The following is a 25,505-nucleotide window of genomic DNA, read 5'->3' as shown; positions in this document are numbered from 1 at the left end:
GCGGGACATACTCTTACCCTTTTTCTCTCTGCCATGTACCTCTAGACTTCTTGCGGTACATACTTTAACACTTTTTCTCTCTGCATGTACCGCTAGAACCTTCTTGCGGGACATACTCTTACCCTTTTTCTCTCTACATGTACCGCTAGAACCTTCTTGCGGGACATACTCTTACCCTTTTTTCTCTCTACATGTACCTCTAGACCATTCTTGCGGGACATACTCTTACCCTTTTTCTCTCTGCGATGTACCTCTAGACCCTTTTCACGGTCATGTCCTCCTCCCCAACAGTACGTACTTTCCAGATCCACAAGAACCGTCCCCTTGGCCCATGAATAGTTATATAGAAATAACAAAATGGGATGGTGAACCAGATGGATATACCAACGATTTTATCGGGGCCAATCCTGCGTCGTGTTGAGCCTTCTCACATCTATATTTGGATTGTATTAAGCAAACGATACAAACTTGGTGCAAAGCTGTATCAAATTGAAAAGAATGAGGGTACAACTATTTCGTACCATGAAATATATTGTAATTCTGAAACCACCACATTTCGTGCAGGGAAACATCTTTATTTCAGCCTTATCAAACTGACACCACACGAAACTCAATTTCCTGTAGATACACTACTTGGGTATAATATCCTTTTTCAAAGGAATGCTGAAATTCAGGACCTATACGATTTCGGTCTCTTAGGGAAAGACGTACCAAATTCAATCACATATGGAGACCTTCCATTTCCAAGTTTTTTTATTCCTGATTCCTACCAAAAACAAACGAACCTCCTATATGGATCATGTCGTAAGCTTCATGGGAAAGGTGAGGATGCTCTTAGTCAAGGAGACAAAACAATTGAAAGGAATTTCCTTGACCTCGAGAAACGCCCCAGCGCCTTATTTCTAATGGGAGATCAAATTTATGCAGATGATGTGCCTGATCCGGTTTTTCCTATCATGGTGAAAGCCGGTAAAAAGCTGATTGGAAAAGATGAAAAACTTACTGAAATTGAACCTTGTCTTAACGAGAAACCTTTTAAAAAATCAATCTTTCAAACTCGTGGAAGACAATATATCATGGAGCGCTTTTGCAAATTCACCTCCTCACATTCAGGTAATCATGCGATGACATTTGGTGAATACGCAACATTATATTTACTATCTTGGTCACCCGAGCTGTGGGATGCTTCTGTAGGCGGTGAAGATTTCCCTTCATTTAAGGAAGCCACCAAGAAGGAACAAATCTATTTCATTTACGAAAAAAAGATGAAAGATAAGCGAAAAAGAGAAGAAAAGATTTACAAAAAAGAGTATAAAGAGCATGTCGCCGATGTGAAGGAAACGTATCAAACTCTTTCAAAGGTGCGAAGATTACTTGCCAATATTCCAACTTATATGATTTTCGATGACCATGATATTACAGACGATTGGAATATTAGCCAGCATTGGAAGAGCAGTGTACACCAATCCAACCTCGGAAGACATGTTATTGCCAACGGGCTTATGGCTTACTGGTTATTTCAAGCATGGGGTAATGACCCTGACCGATTTGATCAATCCTTTCTTCGTACGATGTGGAAATATAGCAAAAGCTATGATTCAAGTTCACGTTCCCATGAAGTGTGGGAGGAAGCACTTTGGAATTTTGATGAATGGCATTTTGTCGCACCGACAAATCCAACTTCAATCTTTCTCGATACGCGAACACAGAGAAAATACGATCCTTCCCCACTTCCTGTATCCCTTGGTCGAAACATCAAAGAAAAGGATCGTCCCCCACAACTCATCGGTGATCAAGGTTGGCATTCGATTACAGATTGTTTATACACAAGCGGATGGAAAAATGGAGAACCACTCCTAGTAGTTTCTCCAGCACCTGTCTATGGAATTGGTTTAATCGAGTCTTTTCTCAATCAATATATTTATCCATTAAAATCAATTGGGGTCCCTGTGACAACAGCTTTTGATTTCGAGTCTTGGAAATATAACGGAGAAGGTTTTAGCGAACTCCTTAACCAGATTAAAGAGTGGCATCCTAGTCATTGCTTTATTTTATCAGGCGATGTCCATTACGCATCTGCTGTTAAAACCAATGTCGAATTCAATAACGGCGAAAACCTTTGCCTCTACCAATTTACAAGTAGTCCAATGAACAATATGAGCTTTTCCGGCATACAAGGTGGATTAATGAAGGCAATTGTTACAATAAATGCAGCTAAACGAAGAAACAAGGAAATCAATCGATATTGTGATGAGACCTACGATATCGTAAAGCAAAAAAGAAAGGAAACTTGTCCAGCCAGTTTTACGTGGAAAGAAAAAATCAGATATTTATCAACAAACCAAGGTCCCATTATTGAAACCGAGAATAACCTCGGACATCTCATCCTCACTCAGGACACTGTTAAAAATGAATTACTACAAACAAACCATATCATCACCTATGACCCTATCCCACTCTCATAATCAAAAATAACCCCGTGCTCACCTTAGCACGGGGTACACATCTTTATTTAATCGGCTTTTTTAAGAATCCAACTAACAGTGCTGTAACAATTGTACCAATGATAATCGCAAGTACATATAACATCCAGCTACCTGTCACAAACGGAATGACAAAAATCCCTCCGTGTGGAGCAGGTAACCCAATTCCAAACAGCATTGTTAGCGCACCAGTTATTGCAGATCCAATTACAGCTGACGGGATAACACGTCCGGGGTCAGCTGCTGCAAATGGGATTGCACCTTCAGTAATGAACGACGCTCCCATGAAGTAAGCTGTTTTTCCAGCCTCGCGTTCTTGTTTTGTAAATTTATTTTTAAATAGTGTAGTCGCTAAAGCTAGTCCTAGGGGTGGGGTCATTCCACCAGCCATGATTGCTGCATGTGGTGCGTAATTTCCAGCGTCAATCATCGCAATACCAAAGGTAAATGCAGCCTTATTGATTGGTCCACCCATATCAATCGACATCATTCCGCCTAGTATTAAACCAAGTACAATTAAGTTTCCAGTTCCTAATCCTTCAAGCCAAGCAGTCAGCCCATCCATGATATATTTTAATGGACCTACTAGAACGTACATGACTGCACCTGTAATTAAAATTCCAAAGAATGGATAAATCAATACCGGCTTAAGTCCTTCAAATGATGAAGGTAAACCTGAAACAACTTTCTTTACTAAGAGTACAACATAACCAGCGAGGAACCCTGCAATAAGTCCGCCTAAAAATCCAGCTCCACCAGTTGTCGCCATTAAACCACCAATCATACCTGGTGCTAACCCTGGGCGGTCAGCAATACTCATTGCAATAAATCCAGCTAATACAGGAATCATTAATTGAAAAGCATTTGCACTTCCGATTGTCATCAAAGCACCAGCAATCGGGTTATAAGATGGATCATTCGGGTCAGATGCATTGATTCCAAAGATAAATGAAATGGCAATCAACAAACCTCCACCAACAACGAACGGAAGCATGTTGGAGACACCGTTCATTAAGTGTTTATAGAAACCACTTCTTTCTCCTCCTTCTGCTTTTTGCTTGGTTGTTTGTTCGGCATGGTAGGTTGGCGCATCCTGGTTTACGGCTTTTGTTAACAATTCTTCTGGAATGCGAATCCCTTGGGCAACAGGAACTTGAATGACCTTTTTACCATTAAAACGAGCCATTTCCACTTGCTTATCAGCAGCAACAATAATGGCTACTGCTTCATCGATCTCTTCCTGGGTAAGTGCATTTTTTACACCAGTTGAACCATTCGTTTCAACCTTAAAATCAATGTTCATCTCTTTTGCCTTCGCTTTTAATGCGTCTGCAGCCATATACGTATGGGCAATTCCGGTCGGGCAAGCTGTCACCGCAAGAACCTTTTTCTGTCCCTCTTTTTTCTCAATTGGGGCTTCTTCTTCTTCCGACTCACTTTCTTTTTCATTAATAACTTGGATGAGTTCATCTGGACTTTGTACCTTCATTAATTTTTCACGAAAACCAACGTCCATTAACAATGAAGACAAGCTTGATAATGTCTCAAGATGCGCATTATTCGCCCCTTCACTTGCGGCAATCATGAAAAATAAATGACTTGGCTGTCCATCTAATGATTCATAGTCAATTCCGTTAGTCGAACGTCCAAACGCAATCGCTGGTGTTTTCACCGCAGCAGTCTTCGCATGCGGAATGGCAATTCCTTCACCAATTCCAGTTGTGCTTTGGCTTTCTCTTGTTAAAATGGCTTGTTTGAATTGTTCCTTATCTTGCAATCGTCCAGCTTCATCAAGTTTTGAGACCAATTCGTCGATGACCTCGGCTTTTGATGAAGAAGAAAGTTCAATAATAATTGTATCTTTCTTCAACAGATCCGTAATTCTCATACTGCATGTTCCTTTCTATAACTTCTTCACTTGTACTTGTGAAATTAATTCGTTTATCTTCTCTTCTGTTGCTAATCCTTCTAAATAGGCTGTTGCACTACCTGCCGTTGCTCCAAAGCGAAAGGCTTCTGTTGCGTTTTGATTTTTTGAATAAGATGCAATAAAACCTGCCACGACAGAGTCTCCTGCACCAACCGAGTTAACAAGCTTTCCTTCTGGAACATTTGCAGAGTAGACTTCGTTTCCTACAAATAGCAGACTGCCCTTGTCCGCCATCGAAACAATGACGTGCTCCGCTCCCATTTCAATGAGCTTTCTCCCATAAGGTATAGCTTCTTCTGCACTCTTTATCTCAACACCAAATATTTCGCCTAGTTCGTGATGATTGGGTTTGATTAAAAAAGGCTTATAAGGAAGGACTTCGACTAATAAATCTTTTGTAGCATCCACGACAACTTTAACTTCCCTGTCCTGTAAGTTGTTTGCGACTTGCTGATACAATGTGGACGGCAACGAAGAAGGAATGCTTCCTGCTAGTACCAACACATCTCCTTTTTGTAGCTGATTAAACTTTTCAAAAAGTTGCTCAAGCTCGGCAGATGTTATTTTTGGACCAGCGCCGTTTATCTCTGTCTCGAAATTTGAATGTAGCTTCACATTGATTCTAGTGTCACCTTCAACAGCTACAAAGTCCGTCTGGATGTTCTTTTCCGTTAACGTATCAGCTAAAAATTTTCCTGTAAAACCGCCAACAAACCCTAAGGCAACACTACTTACTCCAACATTTTGCAATACGGTTGAAACATTTATCCCTTTTCCGCCAGGGCTTTTTCGATCGTTTTTAATGCGATTTAGTTCTCCTACCTTAAAGTCATCCAACTCGATAAAATAATCGATGGAGGGGTTTAATGTAACTGTGTAAATCATGTTGTCACTACCTTTATGTTGATATGTTCCTGATAGGATGTTAGTTCCTTTTTGGTTAATCCATCATCTGTTATTAAAACGGCATCCTTTAATGAAGAAATTCTTGAAAATGAAACCTCATTGAATTTTGTGTGATCAGCTAAAATAAAACTTTTCTTCGCCAAGCCCATAGCCGTTTGTTTAATCAGTGCTTCTTCAGGATCTGGGGTTGTAAAGCCATATTTCAAATCAATCCCATTCACTCCTAAGAAGCATTTATCAAACCGATATAGGTTCAAGCTCGATAACGCTCTACTCCCGATCATCGCTTTCGTTTGTGGTTTAATAATCCCACCAATGAGATAGGTTGCGATTCCTTTTTCAAGCAATGGCTCAATTAAATTTACTCCATTTGTTACGACTGTAAGTCCCTCTTGGTCAAGAAATGGGATGAGTTCCTGTGTAGTTGTCCCTGCATCTAGAAAAATAGAATCACCCTCTTGAATAAGCTGAGAAGCAAATTTAGCGATCGCTATTTTTTCTTTTATATTCTTTGCTGTTTTTTCTTTATAACTCGGCTCTGTTCGATTTCCATGTAAAAGAGCCGCTCCACCATGAACCCTTTTCAACTGATTTTCTTGTTCAAGCTGCACTAAATCACGACGAATTGTTGATTCCGAAGAGTTTGTTCTTTCGATCAACTCTTGAAGTTTCACAACACCGTGTTCCTTTAATAAGGATAAGATAAGCTGATGTCTTTCTGGAGTTAACATCATGTCACTTCCTTAATGGATTGTACTCTCATTATATTGAAGCCTTTTTTATAAATCAATCAAAAACGTTCACTTTCAACCAAAAACACTCAAGGGAAATTTTACCCATTCTCACACAAGGGGTTCCCACAGGACGTTGAGTTTGCTTCCTTGAAACTACACTGCACGAAGAAATTGCGTGCATTTCCAAGGTCGTGGAATACATCGTGTAGTCCTGAAGGGCTTGCGGATCGCCCGTAGAAAGCGAGTACCAGAAGCGGAAATCATCCTGCCTCGACTTATAAACTTTAAGTTAAGAACAACCATTTTGTTAGAAAGGAGGAAAAAGAAAAAAACTGAAAATTCCTTTACTTTGAGTGATCTTATGAGCGGACGAGTGGAGCCAAGCGAAGGCTGTATGAGGGGTTTGACAATAATCTTCAGGGAGCCTCTACTACTAGGCTCCCTACGAATCGACAAGTTCCTCCTATTTCCGAGGAAATACAACGAGGATCAGTATTGAAATTTGTCTAAAAATGAGAAATAGTCCTTTAAAAAGTCGTAAAAGAGTTGTTCCGTCGGAAGCAATTTTCGCTCTCTGGGAATAATAACTCCTACTGAACGGGTAACTTCTGGGTGTACAACCGGGAGCTTCACAGTTGAGTGTGGAATATTTTCAATCAAGGTTACTTCAGGTATAATTGTAATTCCAAGTCCTGCTGACACAAGTCCCTTGATTGCATCAATATCTTCTCCTTCAAACGAAACGGTCGGCTGAAAGCCAAGTTGGTTACATGCTTTTACGATAATATCTCGTAACACAAACCCATTTGGAAACAACACAAATTGCTCTTCCTTTAGCTGACTTAGACTCAACGACTTATTGGATGACAGTGGATGTGAGCGGTGCAAAAGTGCTACCATTCTATCTGTAAACAAAGTGGTTCCAATGAGTTTCTTTTCCTGATTTGGTACGGGTCCAAGCAATGCCATATCAATTTCACCCGTTTTGACACGCTCAACTAATGAATAGTAGTTCCCTTGTGACAATGAAAACTTCACTTTAGGATGCTTGTCTCGGAATGCCGATACAACTGTTGGTAATGTATGAGCAGCCAAGCTACTTGGAAATCCAATTCGAATCGTACCGCGTTCTGGGTCCAAATATTCTTCAATCTCACGTTTAGCATTATCTAAAACATTTAATGCTTGCTCAACATGATCTAAAAATACTCTTCCAATCGGCGTTAGTTTCACATTTCGTCCATCTCGTATAAATAAATCTACGCCTAATTCCGCTTCCAAATTGAATAACTGCCTACTTACCGCTGATTGTGCAATATGCATGGAATTCGCTGCTTCCGTAACATGTTCTCGCTTAGCTACTTCAATAAAATAGGTGAGTTGTCTGAGTTCCAATGGGCTTCCTCCTCGATTCATCTCATTTCGGCATCGTTTATATCTTTTATTAATATTGTTTAGATTAATTATTCATTATACAATGATTAATATCAAGAATTTACAGATAAAATTTTGTCCGTTGATTTTGACTGAAGTGTGTGTTCAAAAAGAAGCATGAAAAGTTCACTGTATTTTTTGAACATCCCTAAAAAATATATAGCAAAGAAAGGGTGAATGTACACGATGGCTATGATCGAACAGTCTATTCCTGTACCAGAGTTAAAACAAGCAACCGATTATATGAACAAAGTATATGAGGAGGTTAAGAAGAGAAATCCTCACGAACCTGAGTTTCACCAGGCAGTGAAAGAAATTTTCCTTTCGCTTGTACCTGTATTTGCTAAAAATCCAAAATATATGAAGCACGCCATTTTAGAAAGACTCGTAGAACCGGAAAGAATGATTACATTCCGAGTACCTTGGGTTGATGACCAAGGTCAAATTCACGTGAATCGTGGCTATCGTGTTCAGTTTAACAGCGCACTTGGCCCATACAAAGGCGGATTGCGTTTCCACCCTTCCGTAAATGCAAGCATTATTAAGTTCCTCGGCTTTGAGCAAATCTTGAAAAACTCCTTGACTGGTCTTCCAATTGGTGGTGGTAAAGGTGGATCTGATTTTGACCCGAAAGGAAAATCAGAAAACGAAATTATGCGTTTTACACAAAGCTTTATGACAGAACTAAGCAGACATATCGGGCCAGACGTCGATGTTCCAGCTGGAGATATCGGTGTTGGAGCAAGAGAAGTTGGCTACATGTTCGGTCAATACAAAAAACTTCGTGGGGGCTTCGAAGCAGGCGTGCTTACTGGAAAAGGTCTTGGGTACGGCGGAAGCTTAGTTCGTACTGAAGCAACAGGTTACGGTACTGTCTATTTTGTAGAAGAAATGCTGAAAGAACAAGGACTTTGTTTCGAAGGAAGTACAGTTGTCGTATCAGGTTCCGGTAATGTATCCATCTATGCCATTGAAAAAGCACAGCAGCTTGGTGCGACGGTTGTTGCATGTAGTGATTCAAACGGCTATATCTACGATGCGAATGGCTTAAATCTAGAAACAATCAAACGTATCAAAGAAGTAGAACGTAAACGTATTAAGGAATATGTGGTAGAGCATCCAGAAGCTGAATATGTTGAAGGCTGCTCAGGTATCTGGTCGATTCCTTGTGATATTGCATTACCATGTGCAACACAAAATGAAATTGATCGTGATTCTGCTCAAATGCTTATTTCAAATGGTGTTAAAGCCATTGGTGAAGGTGCTAACATGCCTTCTACATTAGAAGCAATTGATTTATTCATTGAAAGTGATGTTCTCTTTGGTCCTGCGAAAGCTGTTAATGCTGGTGGAGTTGCCGTTTCTGCTCTTGAAATGTCACAAAACAGTATGAGACTTTCTTGGTCATTCGAAGAAGTGGACAGCAAGCTACAAGATATCATGGCTTCCATCTATCGCAACAGCATGGACGCTGCTGAAGAATACGGTCATCCTGGAAACCTTGTTTATGGAGCTAACATCGCTGGCTTCTTAAAGGTTGCGGACGCAATGATTGCTCACGGTGTAATCTAATTCAAATATAAACATACAAACGCTGTTTCTCAATTAAGGGAAACAGCGTTTTTTGTCCCCATTAAAAAGGCACATGCCCCCCAATTGGAGCATGTGCCTTATTTTTATTGTCCAGCTCCAGCGCCTAGCCCCTCGAGGTCATAAGCCAATCCGTCAAGAAGGATAAAAGGCATCCTTCTCGCCGGCTTTTCTTATGCTTGTCGGGGCTGGACAAGGCGCTTGCGCTTTTCTTATGATCAACCTTCTAATAATAGATCTTCTGGATCTTCTAATAGTTCTTTTACTTTTACAAGGAATCCTACAGCATCCTTACCGTCGATAATTCTGTGGTCATAAGATAACGCCACATACATCATTGGACGAACTTCAACAGTGTCTTTATCGTCTACAACCACTGGGCGTCTTTGGATTTTGTGCATTCCTAAAATACCAACCTGTGGTGCATTAATAATCGGTGTTGAATTTAGAGAACCGAATGTACCACCGTTTGTAATGGTGAATGTACCACCTTGTAAGTCACTTAAACCTAATTGGTTATTTCTTGCTTTTTCTGCTAGGCGGGCAATTTCACTTTCAATACCTGCAAAGCTTAATGTGTCAGCATTACGTACAACCGGTACAACTAGCCCTTCTTCTGCAGAAACAGCAATACCAATGTCGTAGAACTTTTTAAGAAGAATTTCGTTTCCTTGAATTTCAGCATTAACAAATGGATATGCCTTTAATGCACCGATAACAGCTTTCGTAAAGAAGGACATGAAACCAAGTTTAACTCCATGCTTTTTAAAGAAAGCATCTTTACGACGAGCTCTTACATCCATCACAGCTGTCATATCTACTTCGTTAAATGTTGTTAGCATTGCAGCAGTGTGCTGTGCTTCAACAAGACGTTTTGCAATGGTTTGACGACGTCTAGACATTTTAATACGTTCTACACGTGGATCGTCATTTACCACTGGTGCTGCTGCAGGTTGTTTTGCTGCAGGTGCTGGAGCTGGTGCTGCCTGTGCTTGCTTATAAGCTTCTACTCCCTCAACACGAACGCGACCAAGTGGATCTTTGTATGGTACTTCATTTAAGTCAATGCCAAGCTCTCTTGCTCTTTTTCTAGCTGCAGGTGAAGCAATGGCTTGCTTGCCTTTTTCTTCTGTAGATTCAGGTGCAACTGGCTCTTGTTTTGCTTCTGGTGCAGCCGCTTTAGGCTCTTCAGATGGTGCTGCTTCTTGCGCTGGAGCACTTGATTCAGAACCATTTTCATCAAGCTTCGCAATCACTTGACCTACTTCCACATTATCACCTGGTTGGAATAAGAATTCCTTAATAACCCCTGTATATTCACTGTTAATTTCAACATTTACTTTGTCAGTTTCAAGTTCAGCGATTGACTCACCTTTGTTAACGAGTTCGCCTTCTTTTTTTAACCATTCAACAATTGTTCCTTCTGTAATGGACTCAGCTAATTCCGGTACTTTAATTTCGATCATTGCTGATTCCCTCCTTTGTCTGTATGCAATGCATCTTGCATGATCCAAGCTTGTTCTTGTTTATGAATATCTGGGTCGCCCGTAGCTGGACTTGAACGCTTCGGTCTACCAATATAATCTACTTTAATCTCTTCAGATAAAACGTCCATTAATACTGGTTGTAGAGCTGGCCATGCTCCCATATTCTTAGGCTCTTCTTGAACCCAAACAACCTCTTTAAGATTTGGATACTGACTAACTAATTCCTCTACCTCTTTCTTAGGGAATGGATACAGTTGTTCCACTCTCGCAATATGCAAGCTTTGTGCTTGTTCAGCAGGTAAGTTAGCCGCTTCTGTTGCTAGGTCAATTGCCACTTTTCCAGTACAAAGTATTACGCGTGTTACTTTTTCTTTCTCAGTTCCCATTCCTGGCTGCTCAAGTAATGGCTTGAAGCTTCCATTTGTTAAATCAGCTAGTGATGAAGCTGTTTGTGGATGACGAAGTAGACTCTTTGGTGTCATTACAATCAATGGCCTTGCTTCATCAGTTGAAGTAAGCAAGGATTGTCTTCTTAATAAATGGAAATATTGTGAAGCACTTGTTACGTTCGCAACTATCCAGTTATTTTCTCCAGCTGCATTTAAGAAACGCTCTACTCTACCACTTGAGTGCTCTGGACCTTGTCCTTCATATCCATGTGGTAAAAGCATTACAAGACCTGATTTTTGACCCCATTTCGCATGACCTGAAGAAATGAATTGGTCAATAATTGGCTGAGCTACGTTCACAAAGTCACCAAACTGTGCTTCCCAAAGGACAAGCGCATTCTCATCTTGAACACTATACCCATACTCAAATCCAAGAACAGCAGTTTCAGATAATGGGCTGTTATAGATGGAGAATGAAGCTTTTGCTTCTGGTATATTGTGTAATGGGATATATTTTTCATTAGTTTCATAGTCATTCAATGCCACATGACGATGAGCAAAGGTTCCTCTTTCACTATCCTGACCCGTTAAGCGAACTGTTTTTCCTTCTGCAAGAATGGATCCGAATGCTAGTGTTTCAGCCAATGCCCAGTCTACTTTGTTGTCTTCATCCAGAGCAGTTTCACGGCGCTTTAAAATACGCTCAAGCTTTGGATACACAGTTAAAGATTGTGGCCATTGCAATAATCCCTTATTCATGCTGCGTAATAGTTCGGCAGGTACTGTTGTATCGAATTCTGGAATAGCAGATAAAGCTTTTGGCTTCTTCGGCTTCACACGCTCTTCATTTTCTACAAAATCATCGTAAATTGATTGCAGACTTTGCATGAATTCCTCACGTTTTGCAGTGAGTTCCTCAGTTGTTATAACGTTCTCAGCAACAAGTTCATTACCGTATTTATCAGCTATAACAGGGTGATTTGTAATTTTCTTGTACAATAATGGCTGTGTTACACTTGGGTCATCCATTTCGTTGTGACCAAAACGTCTGTATCCAACTAAGTCAATTAAAATATCTTTTTCAAAACGCTTACGGTATTCATAAGCAAAGTGAATCGCTGAAAGACATGCTTCAGGGTCATCTGCATTGACACGTACGATCGGAATTTCATAACCCTTCGCAAGATCACTTGCAAAACGTGTTGAACGAGAATCTGTATTATTGGTTGTAAATCCAACCATATTATTGGCAATGATATGGACCGTTCCGCCAGTTTCATAGCCTTTCAATCTGCTTAAGTTTAATGTTTCGGCTACAACACCTTCTCCAGGGAATGCGGCGTCACCATGAATAAGAACACTAATTGCGCTTTGCTTATCTTGAACAGGGTATCCTGCTTTTCTAGTGTTGTCCTGTGCAGCTCGAGTAATCCCTAATACAACAGGGTTTACGAACTCCAAGTGACTTGGATTGTTCGCGAGATTAATATGTGTTACATGCTCCTTAGGACCTTTAAATCTACGATCAGCTCCTAAGTGATATTTCACGTCTCCAGACCAACCATAGTTAATTCCTCGTGAGCCTTCAGAAGGGATTAAATCTTTGTTTGGTGAATGATGGAACTCAGAGAAAATCAATTCATACGGCTTGTGAAGAACATGTGCTAACACATTTAATCGGCCGCGGTGAGCCATACCGATCATAATATTGTCGGTACCATCACTACTGCCTTCTTGAATTAAACGTTCCAGCATTGGTACCAGCATATCTAATCCTTCGATTGAGAAACGCTTTTGGCCAACGAATGTTTTGTGTAAGAACTTTTCAAAGCCATCCACATTCATTAGACGCTCTGCAAGTTGTTTCTTTTCATCGGCACTGAGTTTTAAGCCCACTCCATTGATTTCAACCTGCTGTCTTAACCAATGTCTTTCATCTTCAGCATCAACATGTCCAAATTCATAAGCAATGGTTTGCGTATAAACAGCTTTTAAATGCTCATAGGCATCCCATCCAGTCTGAACGGATGGAGGAGCTTCCTCCCATATATATGTCGCTGGAATATCCATTAAATCTTCTTTCGTGAGGTTGTAGTAGCTAGGCTCTAAAAAGCTTGTATCCGGTTTCGGTCTAGTGCGAAGCGGATAGATATCAGCTGCCAAATGCCCATACGCACGAATGTTTTTGATTAATTTACTTCCAGATGTGATCGTCTTGATTGTCTTCGGTGAGATACCCCCACTTACTAATTCTACTGTTGCTGCATTCTCATCTGCTGGTGGTGGACCAAGTTCTTCGAAAAGCGCTTTCACAGATGGGTCTACTGAACTTGGATCATTCTTGTACTTTTCATACATGTCAAAGACATAACCCATGTTTGGGCCATAGAATGACTCCCACACATTTTTCCTTTGTTGGTTATCCATTTTGTTGTTAGCCTCCATATTACATTCATACTTTGTAATACTTAATAGACAAATTTTTTGAACTATGACGTCTACCCATACTATACCCCATTTCCAATTAATTTCTAGTAAAATGCTTACATTGGAATTTTCCAGAAAAAAGCCAGAAAAATAGGCAAAATAAGAGTCATTATATAGTCATAATTCTGATTAAATATGTTATCCTTATCTTATAGTTGAAAGCAGAAAGTTTCCTTGATATAAATCAAGTTTTCGAAGGAATTTTGCAAAAGAAAAATACATGATTTGGAATAACATAAAGTGAAGTCTCTATTGTAGTACAACATTCCACTTGAAGTAAAGGAACCGTTAGAAAAGTTGTTGATCCACTTACACTTTTAGAACCAAAAGTCCGTTTAGACTTCGGCAGGGTAGGTAAACTAAAGTACAACAGGAGTCCGCATTTTATGGGCATTTTGAAAGGAGAAAAAGTGTTCTGTATGATTAGCAGTCCACATGATCCAAGCTATATTTGTCAGGTACCTATTTTTCAAGGATTAAATGAGGAGGAAATGATTCTTTTACAAAGGGTCGTTCAAATTCGAGATTATCAAAAAGGCGATGTGATTTTTAGAGAAGGTGATCCTTCTGACACTCTCTATATTATTGGAGAGGGCATTATCAAAATCACAAAGGTGGCAGAGGACGGCAAGGAACAAATTGTTCGTCTCTTATTCCCTGACGATTTTTTTGGTCAGTCTGCAATGCTTCAATCAGAAAATCATTATGCTAATGCGGTTGCGATTAATGACACCGTTATCTATACCATTCAGAAACAGGACTTTTTTAATACATTAGAGCGCAATCATAAAATGGCGCTACGCTTCATGCGGGCTTTAAACGAAAGAATTTATCAAGCTGACGAGTGGATGAGTTTACTAAGCTTAATGGAGGTCGAACAACGGTTAGCAAGTGTACTCCTCTTGTTTAATAACCGAGTTCGTTCTAAAGATGGTCGCTTTAAGCTTCCTATAACAAAAAAGGTTTTGGCTTCTCTTATCGGCACAACACCTGAAACCATCAGCCGAAAGTTTGTAAAGTTCATAGCAGAGAACCTAATTGAGGTAAATGGTCAAAGGAATATTCACATCCTTGATCTTGAGGGCTTAAAAAAGAAGGCAAAAACATTATAAAGGTATAACCCCACATTTGGAAATGTGGGGCGTTTTTGTATCAAAATCAAAAACGCCCGACCATCTATGGTCAGGCGCTTTTATCATCAAAATGACACATATTGAAGTGGATTGACTGCGTTTGAATGTCCTCCACTGTATTGGGAAGGGCTATATGGTCCGTCATAGATTTCAAAGTGAAGATGTGGACCAGTCGAGTCACCTGTATTCCCCATGTAGCCAATCAATTGACCTTGTTCGACTCGGTCATATTGAGAAACAAAACGCTGATCTAAATGGGCATACACGGTTGTCATTTGACGTCCATTGATATAATGGGTAATCATAATGACATTTCCATAACTGCTTTCTAAACGGGAACGTGTAACTGTACCACTTGCCGCTGCATAAATTGGAACATTTCCTACACGGCCACCTTTTCCGATATCAATTCCAAAATGCATTCTTCCCCAACGCATTCCAAAACCTGAAGTTAAGCGTCCTGTTGTCGGGTTCATAAATGCCCCGTTATTCACGACAGGAGGTGGTGATGGAGGCGGTGTAGTCCCTTCCGCTTCGGCTTTTTTCCGCTCTTCTTCAGCTTTTCTACGCTGCTCTTCAAGCTCTTTTTGCCTTTGGTTCCATGCGTTGATTTCCATCTGGATTGCCTTTTCCTGCGCGGCTAATAATTCTCCAACATCCTCCAGAGCATGGAGCTCCTCGTGCATCTTTTGCTCCTCAACCTCTAATTGGGCCATTACTTTGTTTTGTTCTTGAATTTGACCCTGTAGCTGAACTTCTAACCGGTCAAGTTCTTTTAGCTGGTCTTCTTGCTGTGCAAGTAAGGTTTTAACCTCTGCTTTGTTTTCTTCAAGTTGTTTAATGTCTGCTTCATGCTCATTCATAATTTCACGGTCAGCTTGTACAAATGTAGATACTGCACTAATCCGATTAATGAAATCATTAAAGCTTTTAGCGCCGAGCAACACATCCACATAGCTAACTACTCCACCACTTTGCTGAAGACTGCGCATGCGTTCTTTGATCAGCTCGTCCCGCTTTTGAATCCGTTCCTCAAGCACCTTCATTTCAGCCTCAAGACGTTCAATTTCTTCTTTTGTTTCTTGGATTTGTGCTTTTGTTCCATCAATTTTGCCGCGGGTTTCACTAACGGCAAGATCAAGTCGTTTAATTTCCTGCTCGACACCGACTTTTTGTTGTTTAATCTCACCAATTTTTTCTTCTTTTTGAGTAATTTCAGACTCTAACTCTGACTTTTTTTCCTGAACTTCCTTCTTTTCACTTTCTAGCTGTTCATTTTTTTGAATCGCTAATGCAGTATTAGGCATGGCCGTCAATAAACTTCCGAGTCCTATTGATATACCTACTCCAACCATTAGAAGTTTGCGCTTCAACGAAATAGCATCCCCCTTCTACCAACCTAGCAATCTATCATTTTAATTGGTGACAACATATTTGCCCATCACCACAAATATCATATTTTGCTATATATTCTCATGTTTTGTATTATAACATAAAAATTTGTCTCAAAACGTCAAAGTAATATTACAAATATATTTCATAATATGTTGATAACACTGGATTCAGTAAAGATTTTTCGACAAACAAAGGAGACACGTATAGCACTTCATAAATATAAAAAACTCGCCTTATTAGACGAGTTTTTCATCGAACATTTATTTAAGATGTTTGCCCGAGCGTACAATGGATCTCTCCACTAGTACGTTCATCGCATCAATACTATACTTTGCTGCTTCATCATTTAATTTTATACAGGATAGTTCCGTACATGCCAAAATGATCGTTTTACAATTCTCTTTTTCAACAAGGTGCATAATCAACTCTTCTAGCTGACTCGAATCAACATCTAGGTCACTTTTGACATTGTTATAAATAATGTCCATGACCTTTTCTTGTAAGCTATCATTCGGGGCGTGAAGATTTAGCTTATACTTCTCACAAACATCCGCGTAGATTCCACTCTGTATCGTTCCGTTTGTAGCAAGGATACCGATCCTCGCGCCCTCCCCATACATATCATGGATATCCTTTATTGTTTCTTCGACCATGTTGATAATCGGGATCTTCGTCATTTTTTGCAACTCATTGTAAAAATAATGAGAAGTGTTACAAGGAATGGCAATGTTCGCAACTCCTGCTGCTTCTAGCAGCTTGAAATCATTTTTAACGGCATTTAAAAACGTTTCACCTGTATTTGTAAGAATTGCACGGGTTCGGTCTGGAAGGGTTGCATGATTAAGAATGACCATATTGAGATGATCTTGGTCCTGATGAGCCTCTGTTCGATTAACAATTTTATCAAAGAAAACAGAGGTTGCCTTTGGACCCATGCCACCGATTACACCTAATGTTTTTTGTTCCATGTTTACACCCATTTCCTAATTACTTAACCGTCATTGCATGACTCCCTAAGTCCTCATAGCTTGCAAAAAACGCATCCGCATCATACGTAATTTGCCCCTGCAATGGATCCATGACGTGCACCTTGTTTCCTACATAGCCATTTAGGACAACAGCGTGTAAGTTCGTCGGAGCATTGAACGTTGCGTTTGTCTCGTGAATATTCCAAGAATAATTCACTTTCTTCTTACTTAGGTCTAAGGTTACCCAAACGACCACAGGGTTCCCTTCTTCAAGCTCCATCATGATTTCATCACGTGAACTCCCGCTTAAATCAATGGGTTCTAATTGAGCTCCTACCTTATCTATGTAGGTTTGTGCTGCTGTTACAATCGGAGGCGCATAGGAAAAGAAGCCACTCCATTGCCGTGGGTTTCCAGCATATGCTTTATTCGGATCTGGTCCATACAATACATTGTTGACTGTCTTAAAGGGCTGCTTCGGTAAATAATTGTCAGCCATGTCTAATTTAGAAACGTCATAACCATAAAAATTTAACACCGAAGTTAACGAGGTAATTTCACAGCCATTCGGCAACTCCGGTAACTGGAGTACTTTGTCAACTGGAATAAACACCTCAATTTTACCATTTACTACTTCACGATATGGATTAGCTTCCTGGGCATACACCGTTGTAAACCCAGAAAACACGCCATCTGTTCCAGAAATCACACTTCTAGCAATTCCCTTAACAGTTTCAACATTCAATAATAAATAAACGACACATATGAGATTCAAAAATAATAATCCCGTTACTATTTTTTTCACTTCTATCTGCCCCTTCCCCCACTCTTAACAGTAGGTTCCTTCTGCTGAATAAAGTTAGACAATCACTAGAAACCATGTATATGTGAAAAAACAGGTTTTATAACTCGATGAAAAATTTCTTATACCATACAAGGAATACATAAACCGTATAGATGTTTCTTGCATAGTTATGTCTTCCATGGTAGTGGTCATCAAGATATTTCATAAGCTCTTCTGTTTGGAAGAATTCTTTTGCAATATCGGATTCAAACATTTCTTTTACGATGTTGTAGTATTTCTCTTCACGGAGCCAGTGTCTCATTGGAACTGGAAATCCTACTTTTTCACGTTTTGCCCATTCTTCAGGTAGCACCTTTTCAGAGGCAGAACGAAGAGCATATTTGGTATCAATGTTGTTCACTCGTAAATCACTAGGGATGTGAGAAGCCATTGCCATGACTTCTTTATCTAAAAATGGTACCCGTAATTCAATGGAGTGAGCCATACTCATTTTGTCTGCTTTTAGGAGGATATCCCCCGGAAGCCAAAGTTTAAGGTCAAGATACTGCATTTTTGTAACATCATCTTTCCCTTTAACCTTATCATATACTTTTTTCGTTATACTTTGTACAGAAGGGCCTGTTTGATATTCATCTTTTAAGACTTTGCGAGCATCTTCTTCCTCAAATATTCTCGCTTGACCGATGAACTTTTCCTCAACCGGTTGACCACCCTTCACAAGGAAGTTTGTAATTTTATTTTGCGGCAGCGCAGCACTGATTCCGGAAATCATACGTCGAATTCCATAAGGAATCTTTTCGTATTTTTCTAGCTTTCCAGACTTTTGGTACCATGCATAGCCACCAAAAATTTCATCTGCTCCTTCACCAGAAAGAACAACCGTTACGTGCTCACTTGCTAATTTTGATAAAAAGTACAATGGAACAGATGATAGGTTTGATTGTGGCTCATCCATGTGATATTGGATGGTAGGTAGCATTTCAAACGCCTGATCTGCCGTCATTAGTTCTTTATAGTTCTCAATTTCAAGGATATCGGATAAATCCTTTGCTAAGTTCGTTTCGTTGAAGATTCCTTCGTGATCTTGGAACCCTACAGAAAATGTTTTATTTGGCATTAATAAAGCCGTGATATAACTCGAATCAACCCCACCTGAAAGGAAGGAACCAACCTTTACATCACTAATTTTATGGTAATTCACCGATTCCTTTAAGGTATTGTTAATTTCTTCAATATAATGGTCAAGCCCTTTATCATCGGCATCAAAATCAATATCCCAATACGGCTTGATTTCAATGTTCCCTTTTTTGTAAAGCATATAGTGACCAGGCTTTAATTTATAAACACCTTTAAAAAAGGTTTCATCAAGCACTGAATATTGGAAGGTTAAATAAGGCTTTATCGCATCTTTATTTAATTCTTTCTTAAAAGCTGGCTGTTTTAAAAATGACTTAATTTCAGAACCAAAGATAAGCGAGTTGTCTGTTGTATTTTGCGTATAATATAAAGGCTTTATCCCAAAGAAATCACGTGCTAAAAACATGGATTCATTGTTCTTATCCCAAATCGCAAATGCAAACATCCCGCGAACCTTTTGTAAAAGGTCAACCCCGTATTCCTCGTATGCATGGACGACAACTTCACTGTCAGAATCACATTTAAAAATATGTCCTTTTTCAATAAGGTCCTCGCGAAGCTCTTGATAGTTGTAGATTTCACCATTGAAAACTAAAACACAGCTACCATCTTCATTGAGCATGGGCTGGTTCCCTTCATCAGTTAAATCAATGATGCTTAAGCGGCGAAAACCTAAAGTTGCTCGATCATCTGAAAAATAGTTACCACTATCAGGACCTCTATGAATAATTGTGTCCATCATATCATTTATTACTTGTACTTTATCTATTTCAAGCTTTGAATCAGCAAAACCAACGAAGCCACACATAGTTTAATCACCTTTTTATTTTTATAAATTTCTTTGTTGACTGTAATTTGAGTCTATTTTTTCGTATATTAGCTAGTAGTTCGTTCACAATTTCTTTTTCATTAAACGGAATTTCCTTATTGCCAATTACTTGTGCAGTTTCATGACCTTTCCCTGCGAGAAGGATAACATCTCCTTCTTGACTGTTTTCAATGGCATATTTAATCGCTTCTCTACGATCAATTTCCACATGGTATTTACCATCAACCTCATTCATGGATTCTACGATTTCTTTCGCGATAATATTCGGATCCTGTTCCTTCGGATTATCAGAGGTTACAATCGATAAGTCGGCATATGTAGCTGCAACTTTTCCCATCGCTCTTCGCTTATCACTTCCATCTTTTCCAGGTGCCGCATACACGCCAAAGACAACAATTAGTCTTCCTTTCGTATATGGTCTTAAACTGGAAAGTGCTTTTTCTAAACCATCTTCCGTATGGGCAAAATCAACGACAACTTTTCTAGCTTTATCTTGGTAGATGACCTCAAGCCTTCCTCTTATTCCTTTTACAGCATCTATTCCTTCTTTAATGTCTTCCAAAGACATTTGATTCGTATAGGCAGCTGCGATAGCTGCTAAACTATTATAAACATAAATCACACCTGGTATGTTTACCTTTATGTCTACTGAACCAGTTGGAGTATTTAATTGATACGTACTGTAATCTGCATAAAAGTGAAGATCTGTTGGGTAAATATCTGCTTTCTGATTGATACCATACGTAAGAATCGATTTATTCGAGTCTTTTACCCTATCGATAAGTCTTCTTCCATATGTATCATCTATATTTATCACTAAATGTTCCTGAGCTAAATCAAAAAGCTTTGCCTTCGCGTTAAAATATTCTTCCATATTTTTATGAAGCTCTAAGTGATCAGGCGTTAAATTCGTAAAGATGGCCGTATTAAAATCACAATAAGCTACACGATTTAAGTCTAATGCGTGAGAGGAAACTTCCATGATGCAATCTTCAATACCTTCATCTACCATTTTTGAAAAAATACCCTGTAAATTTAATGATTCAGGAGTCGTATTTTTATTTTCAAAATGTCTATTGTTTATTATAGTACCCATAGTTCCTATCAGACCAATGGATTTTTTTGCCTGTTCAAAGATAGACTTAACAAAATAGGTTGTAGATGTTTTCCCGTTCGTCCCTGTAATCCCAATCAGATTTAATTTTTCAGTGGGATTATCATAAAAATTAGCAGACATTCTTGCTAACGCTAATCTTGTATCCGAAACCTTGATGATTGTCACATAGTCCTCAAGCCATATATCTCGTTCAACAATAATAACAGTTGCACCTTTTTTAATGGCATTTTCTATATAATCATGACCATCAACTGTAAAGCCAGATATGGCAACAAAAACGCCGTTCGTTGTTACTTCCCTTGAATCATAAGCGATAGAGGTCACTTCTACATCAAGACTTCCCTTTATTTCGGTATAATCCAGATTACGTAAAATTGATTGTAATTGCATTGTTATCCACTCCAATTAATGACCTTAACTTACAGCATTATTTCTTTATTTTCTTTAGTAGCTTTTTGGAAATGATACCAGCATATGAAAACGCAGGCTTCGGATCCTTCCAATCCCATATCGCATATGCTTTCGGTTTAAAGAAGGACTTTATGACCTGCGGCATCGTTAATTGACCCGTTTTTAAATAACCCTTTATTGCATAGAAGTCTTCATATGCATACCAAAAGACTAGGTTTGTGTCATGTTCAATCGCCTTAGGAGGTAACGGATTACCTGTTAGTTCTCGATATGTAATGTATGGAAAGTTAAGCCCTACCTTGTAAAGCATACTGTTCAAGTTAGTAATCCTTACATTTAATTCAATTAAGTAATACGTACCTGTTTCTGCATCCTTTTTAAATTCGATTTCTACAAAGCCTTTGAACCCAATGGCTTCTAAAAACGTAGAACCAATTTCATAAAGCTCTGGTACATATTTCTGTCCAGTGTACACAGATGCACCAAAATTTATAGGATATTGACGGTATTTCTGACAGGTCATCCAGTGCGTTACCTTAGCTTCTTGGTTTAAGTACGCATCAAATGTATACATATGGTCATCAAACCCAGGAATGATTCGTTGCACAATGACTTCTTGGTTCGCTTCTTTCGCTTTTTGTAATGCTTCATCTAATTCCTGACGGTTGTTAACCTTAAATAACTTCCTGCGGAAAATAGATACAAACGTAGGAGAATCAGTTGGTTTCACTAAACATGGAAATTTAATATTTTCTTCAATTTTCTCATAAAAGTTTTCTTCCCCAAGATGAACAGTTTCCGGTACCGCAACTCCGTGTTTCACGGCCAATTTATGTAATTCATCCTTATCCATCGTTTTTGTATAAAGTCCTTGCTCCGTTTGAGGGATGAGATAGAATTCTTTTAGTTCATCTAAATATTCGTCTATCACTTCTACATAAGAGTCATGACATGGAATTAACACCGGTTTTGCCGTTTGCTTTCTCGAATATTCCTTTAAAAAGGCTATAAATTGTTCCTTTTCTTTTCGATAATGTGGTGCAATTACGCGCTCCGAGCAATATTTCGACTCTGCTCCGTACGTATTTTCATAGGAATAATCTACGGCTACCGTATGTATCCCTTCACTACCCAAACATCTCATCGTACTTAAGCCTATATAATAATTGTTTCCTAAAACAACTGCTTTATTGTTCATACGTTACCAGACTCCTTGATTTACTTCCTAATTTGACTCTTTGTCAATAGAGGATGTTCAAAAAGTCGTCCGAAAATGACACATCGAATTTCTGCGTTAGCTTGCTTTTGGAGTTCCTCACGTATTAACTGCATACGCTCCGGTACTCAAAGCTGCGCCGCCTTGAAATTCTCGGTCCTTTTCACTCTCCCTTTTGAACTCGTACTAATAGTACAATATTGACACAGAATAAGGGGTGTTTCAAGATGAAATACACCTTTATCCCGCTTGTTATTAAGCTGTAACATTGAAAAATAAAAACAAAAAATAGAGTACAGTATAGATGTTTTCGTACTCTAATCCCCTTTTTCGACGTTTTTCCCAACTCTTTTTATAGTAGATTTATCATCTTTGTTCTATTATATACTATTCCACAGTCCCGCTCATTTAAGATTTAACCGGAAAACGGAATGTTTGATCGCTTGTTCCTGAGCTAGAAAAAGTTCGTTCCACATACTGAATTTCTGCCTCCGCCATTAATAATACGGTAGAGCTTCTCGTCCCATACCCATTTGTTTGAATAAATAAAGAAGAAAGAATTCGTTCCCATTCGAGTGACACGCCTGTTTTAGGTAGGAGATTGTCATTTGGCCGATCTGTATTTTGTAGTAATTCTAATAGGTTCTCCACTAAATTTTCTCCGTTTATAATAGTAGAAAGCCCGTCTTTTCCTCTTTTCACTTTCGGCCAGTTTGTATCAAGCAAATGGTTGCTAAGCCCATGGATACCTGGTTTTACTTTTTCAATGATCTTTCCAGCATTGGAATAATAATAGAGGTTATCCAGATCACCTACTAATAGATTGTAGCCTGGATACTGAGAGTTCGTCTTCTCTAGCTGCTTCATATATTCTGTAATGGCTCCATTATAGGTAAGCGCATCTTTTACTAGTTTTCCTCTCGATTGTTTGCCTTCTAATATCTCACTTGGGTCACGATAGTTTGTTAAAGCCGCAAAACGACCAAATGTAGTAACCCCCATCCACGTTCCCATTTTTTCAAGATCTCTTCCAGCCAATAGAGTAGGCTCATCCTCCCAGAAGTGAATCGGAGCTGTTGGTCGCTGCAGAAACTCATCCCGGTTTGCCGCAACAATTAATTTATAGACCGGATGTGCTTGGTAGGCAAACAAAATTAAACACATTCTAGCCACCGCCCTTTTTCACAAATTATATCATTTGCGCCCCACTTACGTAAAAAACCTTGGACTGGATAAAGTTCTTTTACACAAAAAAGCAAGGGTAAACACCCCTGCTTATATGACGAATCCACATCATTTAAGGTTACATTTTCCAGTTAAATATCCAGTCATACTTCTTAATGAGTTTTTTGAAGTTCACGAGCCTTTAGTTCTCTTCGTAAAATCTTCCCGCTTATCTTTGTTTTTGGAAGTTCATCTAACACTTCAATTTCCCTTGGTGCAGCATGAGCAGCAAGATGTTGTTTCACAAATACGCGAATATTCTCCAGTAAATCAGCTGTTGGATGATAGCCTTTCTTTAGTACAATAAAGGCCTTTACAATTTCCCCTCTTAATGTGTCAGGTTTTCCAATGACCCCAGCCTCAGCCACTGCTTCGTGTTCAATCAACTTGCTTTCAACTTCAAAAGGACCGATACGTTCACCTGATGAATTAATCATATCATCGCTGCGCCCTTGGAAAAACACATATCCATCCTTATCTAAAATAGCCAAATCACCAGATATATACCAGCCATTCAAAAAATAGGAATGATATTTCTCTTCATTTTTCCATACTTCTCTCATAATGGATGGCCAGGATGCCTTGATACCTAGATGACCGACCTGCCCATTAGGGAGCGAATTTCCATCATCATCTAATACCGCTACTTCAATTCCAGGTATAGGTCTACCCATCGATCCTGGTTTAATGACCTCTGAAGGCAAATTGACGATTAACTGCGCTCCTGTTTCCGTCATCCACCACGTATCATGGATTCTTTTCCCTAATGCTTCCAATCCCCAAACAATGACCTCAGGATTCAATGGTTCACCCACACTTAAAATATGACGTAGTGAACGAAGATTATATTTTTTAAGTACTTCATTTCCTTCCGCCTTCAACATTCTAAATGCTGTAGGAGCACTATACCAAACCGTGACACCAGTCTTTTCAATTGTTGAATACCAGGAATCGGCATTAAATCTCCCCCCATTGACTACAATTGTTGCACGATTTAGCCAAGGTGCAAAGATTCCATACACGGTTCCCGTCACCCAACCAGGGTGTGCTGTACACCAATAAACATCATCCTCTTTTAAATCAAGGACCCATTTTCCCGTTTGATACTGCTGAATCATGGCCCGATGTGCGTGGACAATCCCCTTAGGTTTTCCTGTAGACCCGCTTGTATAATGAATATTAAGCCTTGCCTCAAAATCCAACCATTCGATTATCTGATTATTACTGGGAGTATTTGCTAGCACCTCTACAAGTGAGATTTCATTTTCCTTACATTTTTCTGTTCCTTCCGTAATGAACACCGTTTCTAAGGATGGCAATTGTTGTTTAGGAACTCTTTTGACCAACACGGAATCCGTGATGAGAAAGCGTCCCTCGCAGTCGGAAATCCTGTCCTTAACCGCATCCTCCATGAACGCTTCAAACAGAGGTCCCGCAATAGCTCCTAGCTTAACCGCTGCAATCATCGCAATATACATGTCTGGATTTTTCGGTAAAAAGATAAACACGATATCTCCCTTTTTCACTCCGTATTTTTTCAATACGGTTGCTAGGTGGTCAGACTTCTCTTTTATCTCTTTAAATGTAAATATCTGTTCCTCTTCTTCATTAATATAGTGAAGGGCGGTTTTGTCCCCGTACCCTTCTACAACATGGCGGTCGATACATTCATAAGCCATATTCACTTGCCCTGTTTGGTACCAGCTAAATTCCTTTTTAACCTCTTCCCAGGAAAATTGCTCGCGAACCTTATCATAATTGTGAAGATTATAATCTCCGTCAAAAGGTTTTATGAAATCTAATTTTGTTGTTGTCAAATCTGCACTCCCC

17 protein-coding genes are annotated in these 25,505 nt (G+C 39.3%); 3 read left to right on the top strand and 14 right to left on the bottom strand.

Annotated features, from left to right (window positions below; genetic code table 11):
* Positions 1–374: 374 nt before the first annotated feature.
* Positions 375–2,465, top strand: coding sequence for a metallophosphoesterase family protein (locus DZB84_RS19125; protein ID WP_116353914.1), 2,091 nt, complete (start codon positions 375–377; stop codon positions 2,463–2,465).
* 43 nt (positions 2,466–2,508) lie between these two features.
* On the opposite strand, the gene DZB84_RS19120 is transcribed toward DZB84_RS19125, so the two are convergent.
* The 4 genes from DZB84_RS19120 to gltC all read right to left on the bottom strand — a co-directional run bounded on the left by DZB84_RS19120 (position 2,509) and on the right by gltC (position 7,448).
* Entirely contained in the window at positions 2,509–4,371 is a 1,863-nt protein-coding gene (locus DZB84_RS19120) for a PTS fructose transporter subunit IIABC (RefSeq protein WP_116353913.1), read from the bottom strand.
* A gap of 15 nt (positions 4,372–4,386) precedes the next feature.
* Positions 4,387–5,298, bottom strand: coding sequence for a 1-phosphofructokinase (gene pfkB, locus DZB84_RS19115; protein WP_116353912.1), 912 nt, complete (start codon positions 5,296–5,298; stop codon positions 4,387–4,389).
* The gene (locus DZB84_RS19110; RefSeq protein ID WP_116353911.1) at positions 5,295–6,050 is read right to left on the bottom strand and encodes a DeoR/GlpR family DNA-binding transcription regulator; all 756 of its coding nucleotides are present in this window, start codon (positions 6,048–6,050) and stop codon (positions 5,295–5,297) included. The genes pfkB and DZB84_RS19110 overlap by 4 nt, the downstream gene beginning before the upstream one ends.
* 492 nt (positions 6,051–6,542) lie before the next feature.
* The gene (gltC, locus tag DZB84_RS19100) at positions 6,543–7,448 is read right to left on the bottom strand and encodes a glutamate biosynthesis transcriptional regulator GltC (protein ID WP_116353909.1); all 906 of its coding nucleotides are present in this window, start codon (positions 7,446–7,448) and stop codon (positions 6,543–6,545) included.
* A 231-nt stretch (positions 7,449–7,679) separates the two neighbouring features.
* On the opposite strand from gltC, the gene gdhA reads away from it, so the two are divergent.
* Positions 7,680–9,059, top strand: coding sequence for an NADP-specific glutamate dehydrogenase (gdhA, locus tag DZB84_RS19095; RefSeq protein ID WP_116353934.1), 1,380 nt, complete (start codon positions 7,680–7,682; stop codon positions 9,057–9,059).
* Positions 9,060–9,295: 236 nt separating this feature from the next.
* Here gdhA and odhB read toward each other — a convergent pair whose 3' ends face one another.
* Together odhB and DZB84_RS19085 are read right to left on the bottom strand one after the other, a co-directional pair.
* The gene (gene odhB, locus DZB84_RS19090) at positions 9,296–10,543 is read right to left on the bottom strand and encodes a 2-oxoglutarate dehydrogenase complex dihydrolipoyllysine-residue succinyltransferase (protein ID WP_116353908.1); all 1,248 of its coding nucleotides are present in this window, start codon (positions 10,541–10,543) and stop codon (positions 9,296–9,298) included.
* Positions 10,540–13,380, bottom strand: coding sequence for a 2-oxoglutarate dehydrogenase E1 component (locus DZB84_RS19085; RefSeq protein ID WP_116353907.1), 2,841 nt, complete (start codon positions 13,378–13,380; stop codon positions 10,540–10,542). Before DZB84_RS19085 ends, odhB begins: the two co-directional genes overlap by 4 nt.
* A gap of 446 nt (positions 13,381–13,826) precedes the next feature.
* Between DZB84_RS19085 and DZB84_RS19080 the strand changes: the two genes are divergently transcribed.
* Positions 13,827–14,552 carry a Crp/Fnr family transcriptional regulator gene (locus DZB84_RS19080; protein WP_116353906.1) on the top strand — a complete coding sequence of 242 codons (726 nt, stop codon included), beginning with the start codon at positions 13,827–13,829 and terminating at the stop codon, positions 14,550–14,552.
* 86 nt (positions 14,553–14,638) lie between these two features.
* Here the strand turns inward: DZB84_RS19080 and DZB84_RS19075 are convergent, their stop codons facing one another.
* The 8 genes from DZB84_RS19075 to acsA form a co-directional block, all read right to left on the bottom strand.
* Positions 14,639–15,946 carry a murein hydrolase activator EnvC family protein gene (locus DZB84_RS19075; RefSeq protein WP_116353905.1) on the bottom strand — a complete coding sequence of 436 codons (1,308 nt, stop codon included), beginning with the start codon at positions 15,944–15,946 and terminating at the stop codon, positions 14,639–14,641.
* Positions 15,947–16,228: 282 nt separating this feature from the next.
* On the bottom strand, positions 16,229–16,936 hold the full coding sequence (gene cuyB / locus DZB84_RS19070; protein WP_116353904.1) for a cysteate racemase: 708 nt from the start codon (positions 16,934–16,936) through the stop codon (positions 16,229–16,231).
* A gap of 19 nt (positions 16,937–16,955) precedes the next feature.
* Positions 16,956–17,741, bottom strand: a complete 786-nt coding sequence (locus DZB84_RS19065) for a C39 family peptidase (protein WP_189655307.1) — start codon at positions 17,739–17,741, stop codon at positions 16,956–16,958.
* A 97-nt stretch (positions 17,742–17,838) separates the two neighbouring features.
* Entirely contained in the window at positions 17,839–19,686 is a 1,848-nt protein-coding gene (gene asnB, locus DZB84_RS19060; protein ID WP_116353902.1) for an asparagine synthase (glutamine-hydrolyzing), read from the bottom strand.
* Positions 19,687–19,693: 7 nt separating this feature from the next.
* Complete coding sequence (locus DZB84_RS19055; protein WP_116353901.1) at positions 19,694–21,214, bottom strand: UDP-N-acetylmuramoyl-L-alanyl-D-glutamate--2,6-diaminopimelate ligase; 1,521 nt, start codon at positions 21,212–21,214, stop codon at positions 19,694–19,696.
* A gap of 37 nt (positions 21,215–21,251) precedes the next feature.
* Positions 21,252–22,433 (bottom strand): carboxylate--amine ligase, encoded by a 1,182-nt coding sequence (locus DZB84_RS19050; RefSeq protein WP_116353900.1) that lies wholly within the window; start codon positions 22,431–22,433, stop codon positions 21,252–21,254.
* A 426-nt stretch (positions 22,434–22,859) separates the two neighbouring features.
* Complete coding sequence (locus DZB84_RS19045; protein ID WP_116353899.1) at positions 22,860–23,615, bottom strand: NRDE family protein; 756 nt, start codon at positions 23,613–23,615, stop codon at positions 22,860–22,862.
* A gap of 173 nt (positions 23,616–23,788) precedes the next feature.
* A complete protein-coding gene (gene acsA, locus DZB84_RS19040; protein ID WP_116353898.1) occupies positions 23,789–25,492 on the bottom strand; it encodes an acetate--CoA ligase in 1,704 nt (567 codons plus the stop codon).
* Positions 25,493–25,505: the final 13 nt, after the last annotated feature.

The sequence above is a fragment of the Bacillus sp. HNG genome, from assembly GCF_003400205.1.
Classification (GTDB): domain Bacteria; phylum Bacillota; class Bacilli; order Bacillales; family Bacillaceae_L; genus Ferdinandcohnia.
Note: the sequence above shows the minus strand (reverse complement) of the source record. Positions and strands in the feature narration are given on the sequence as shown.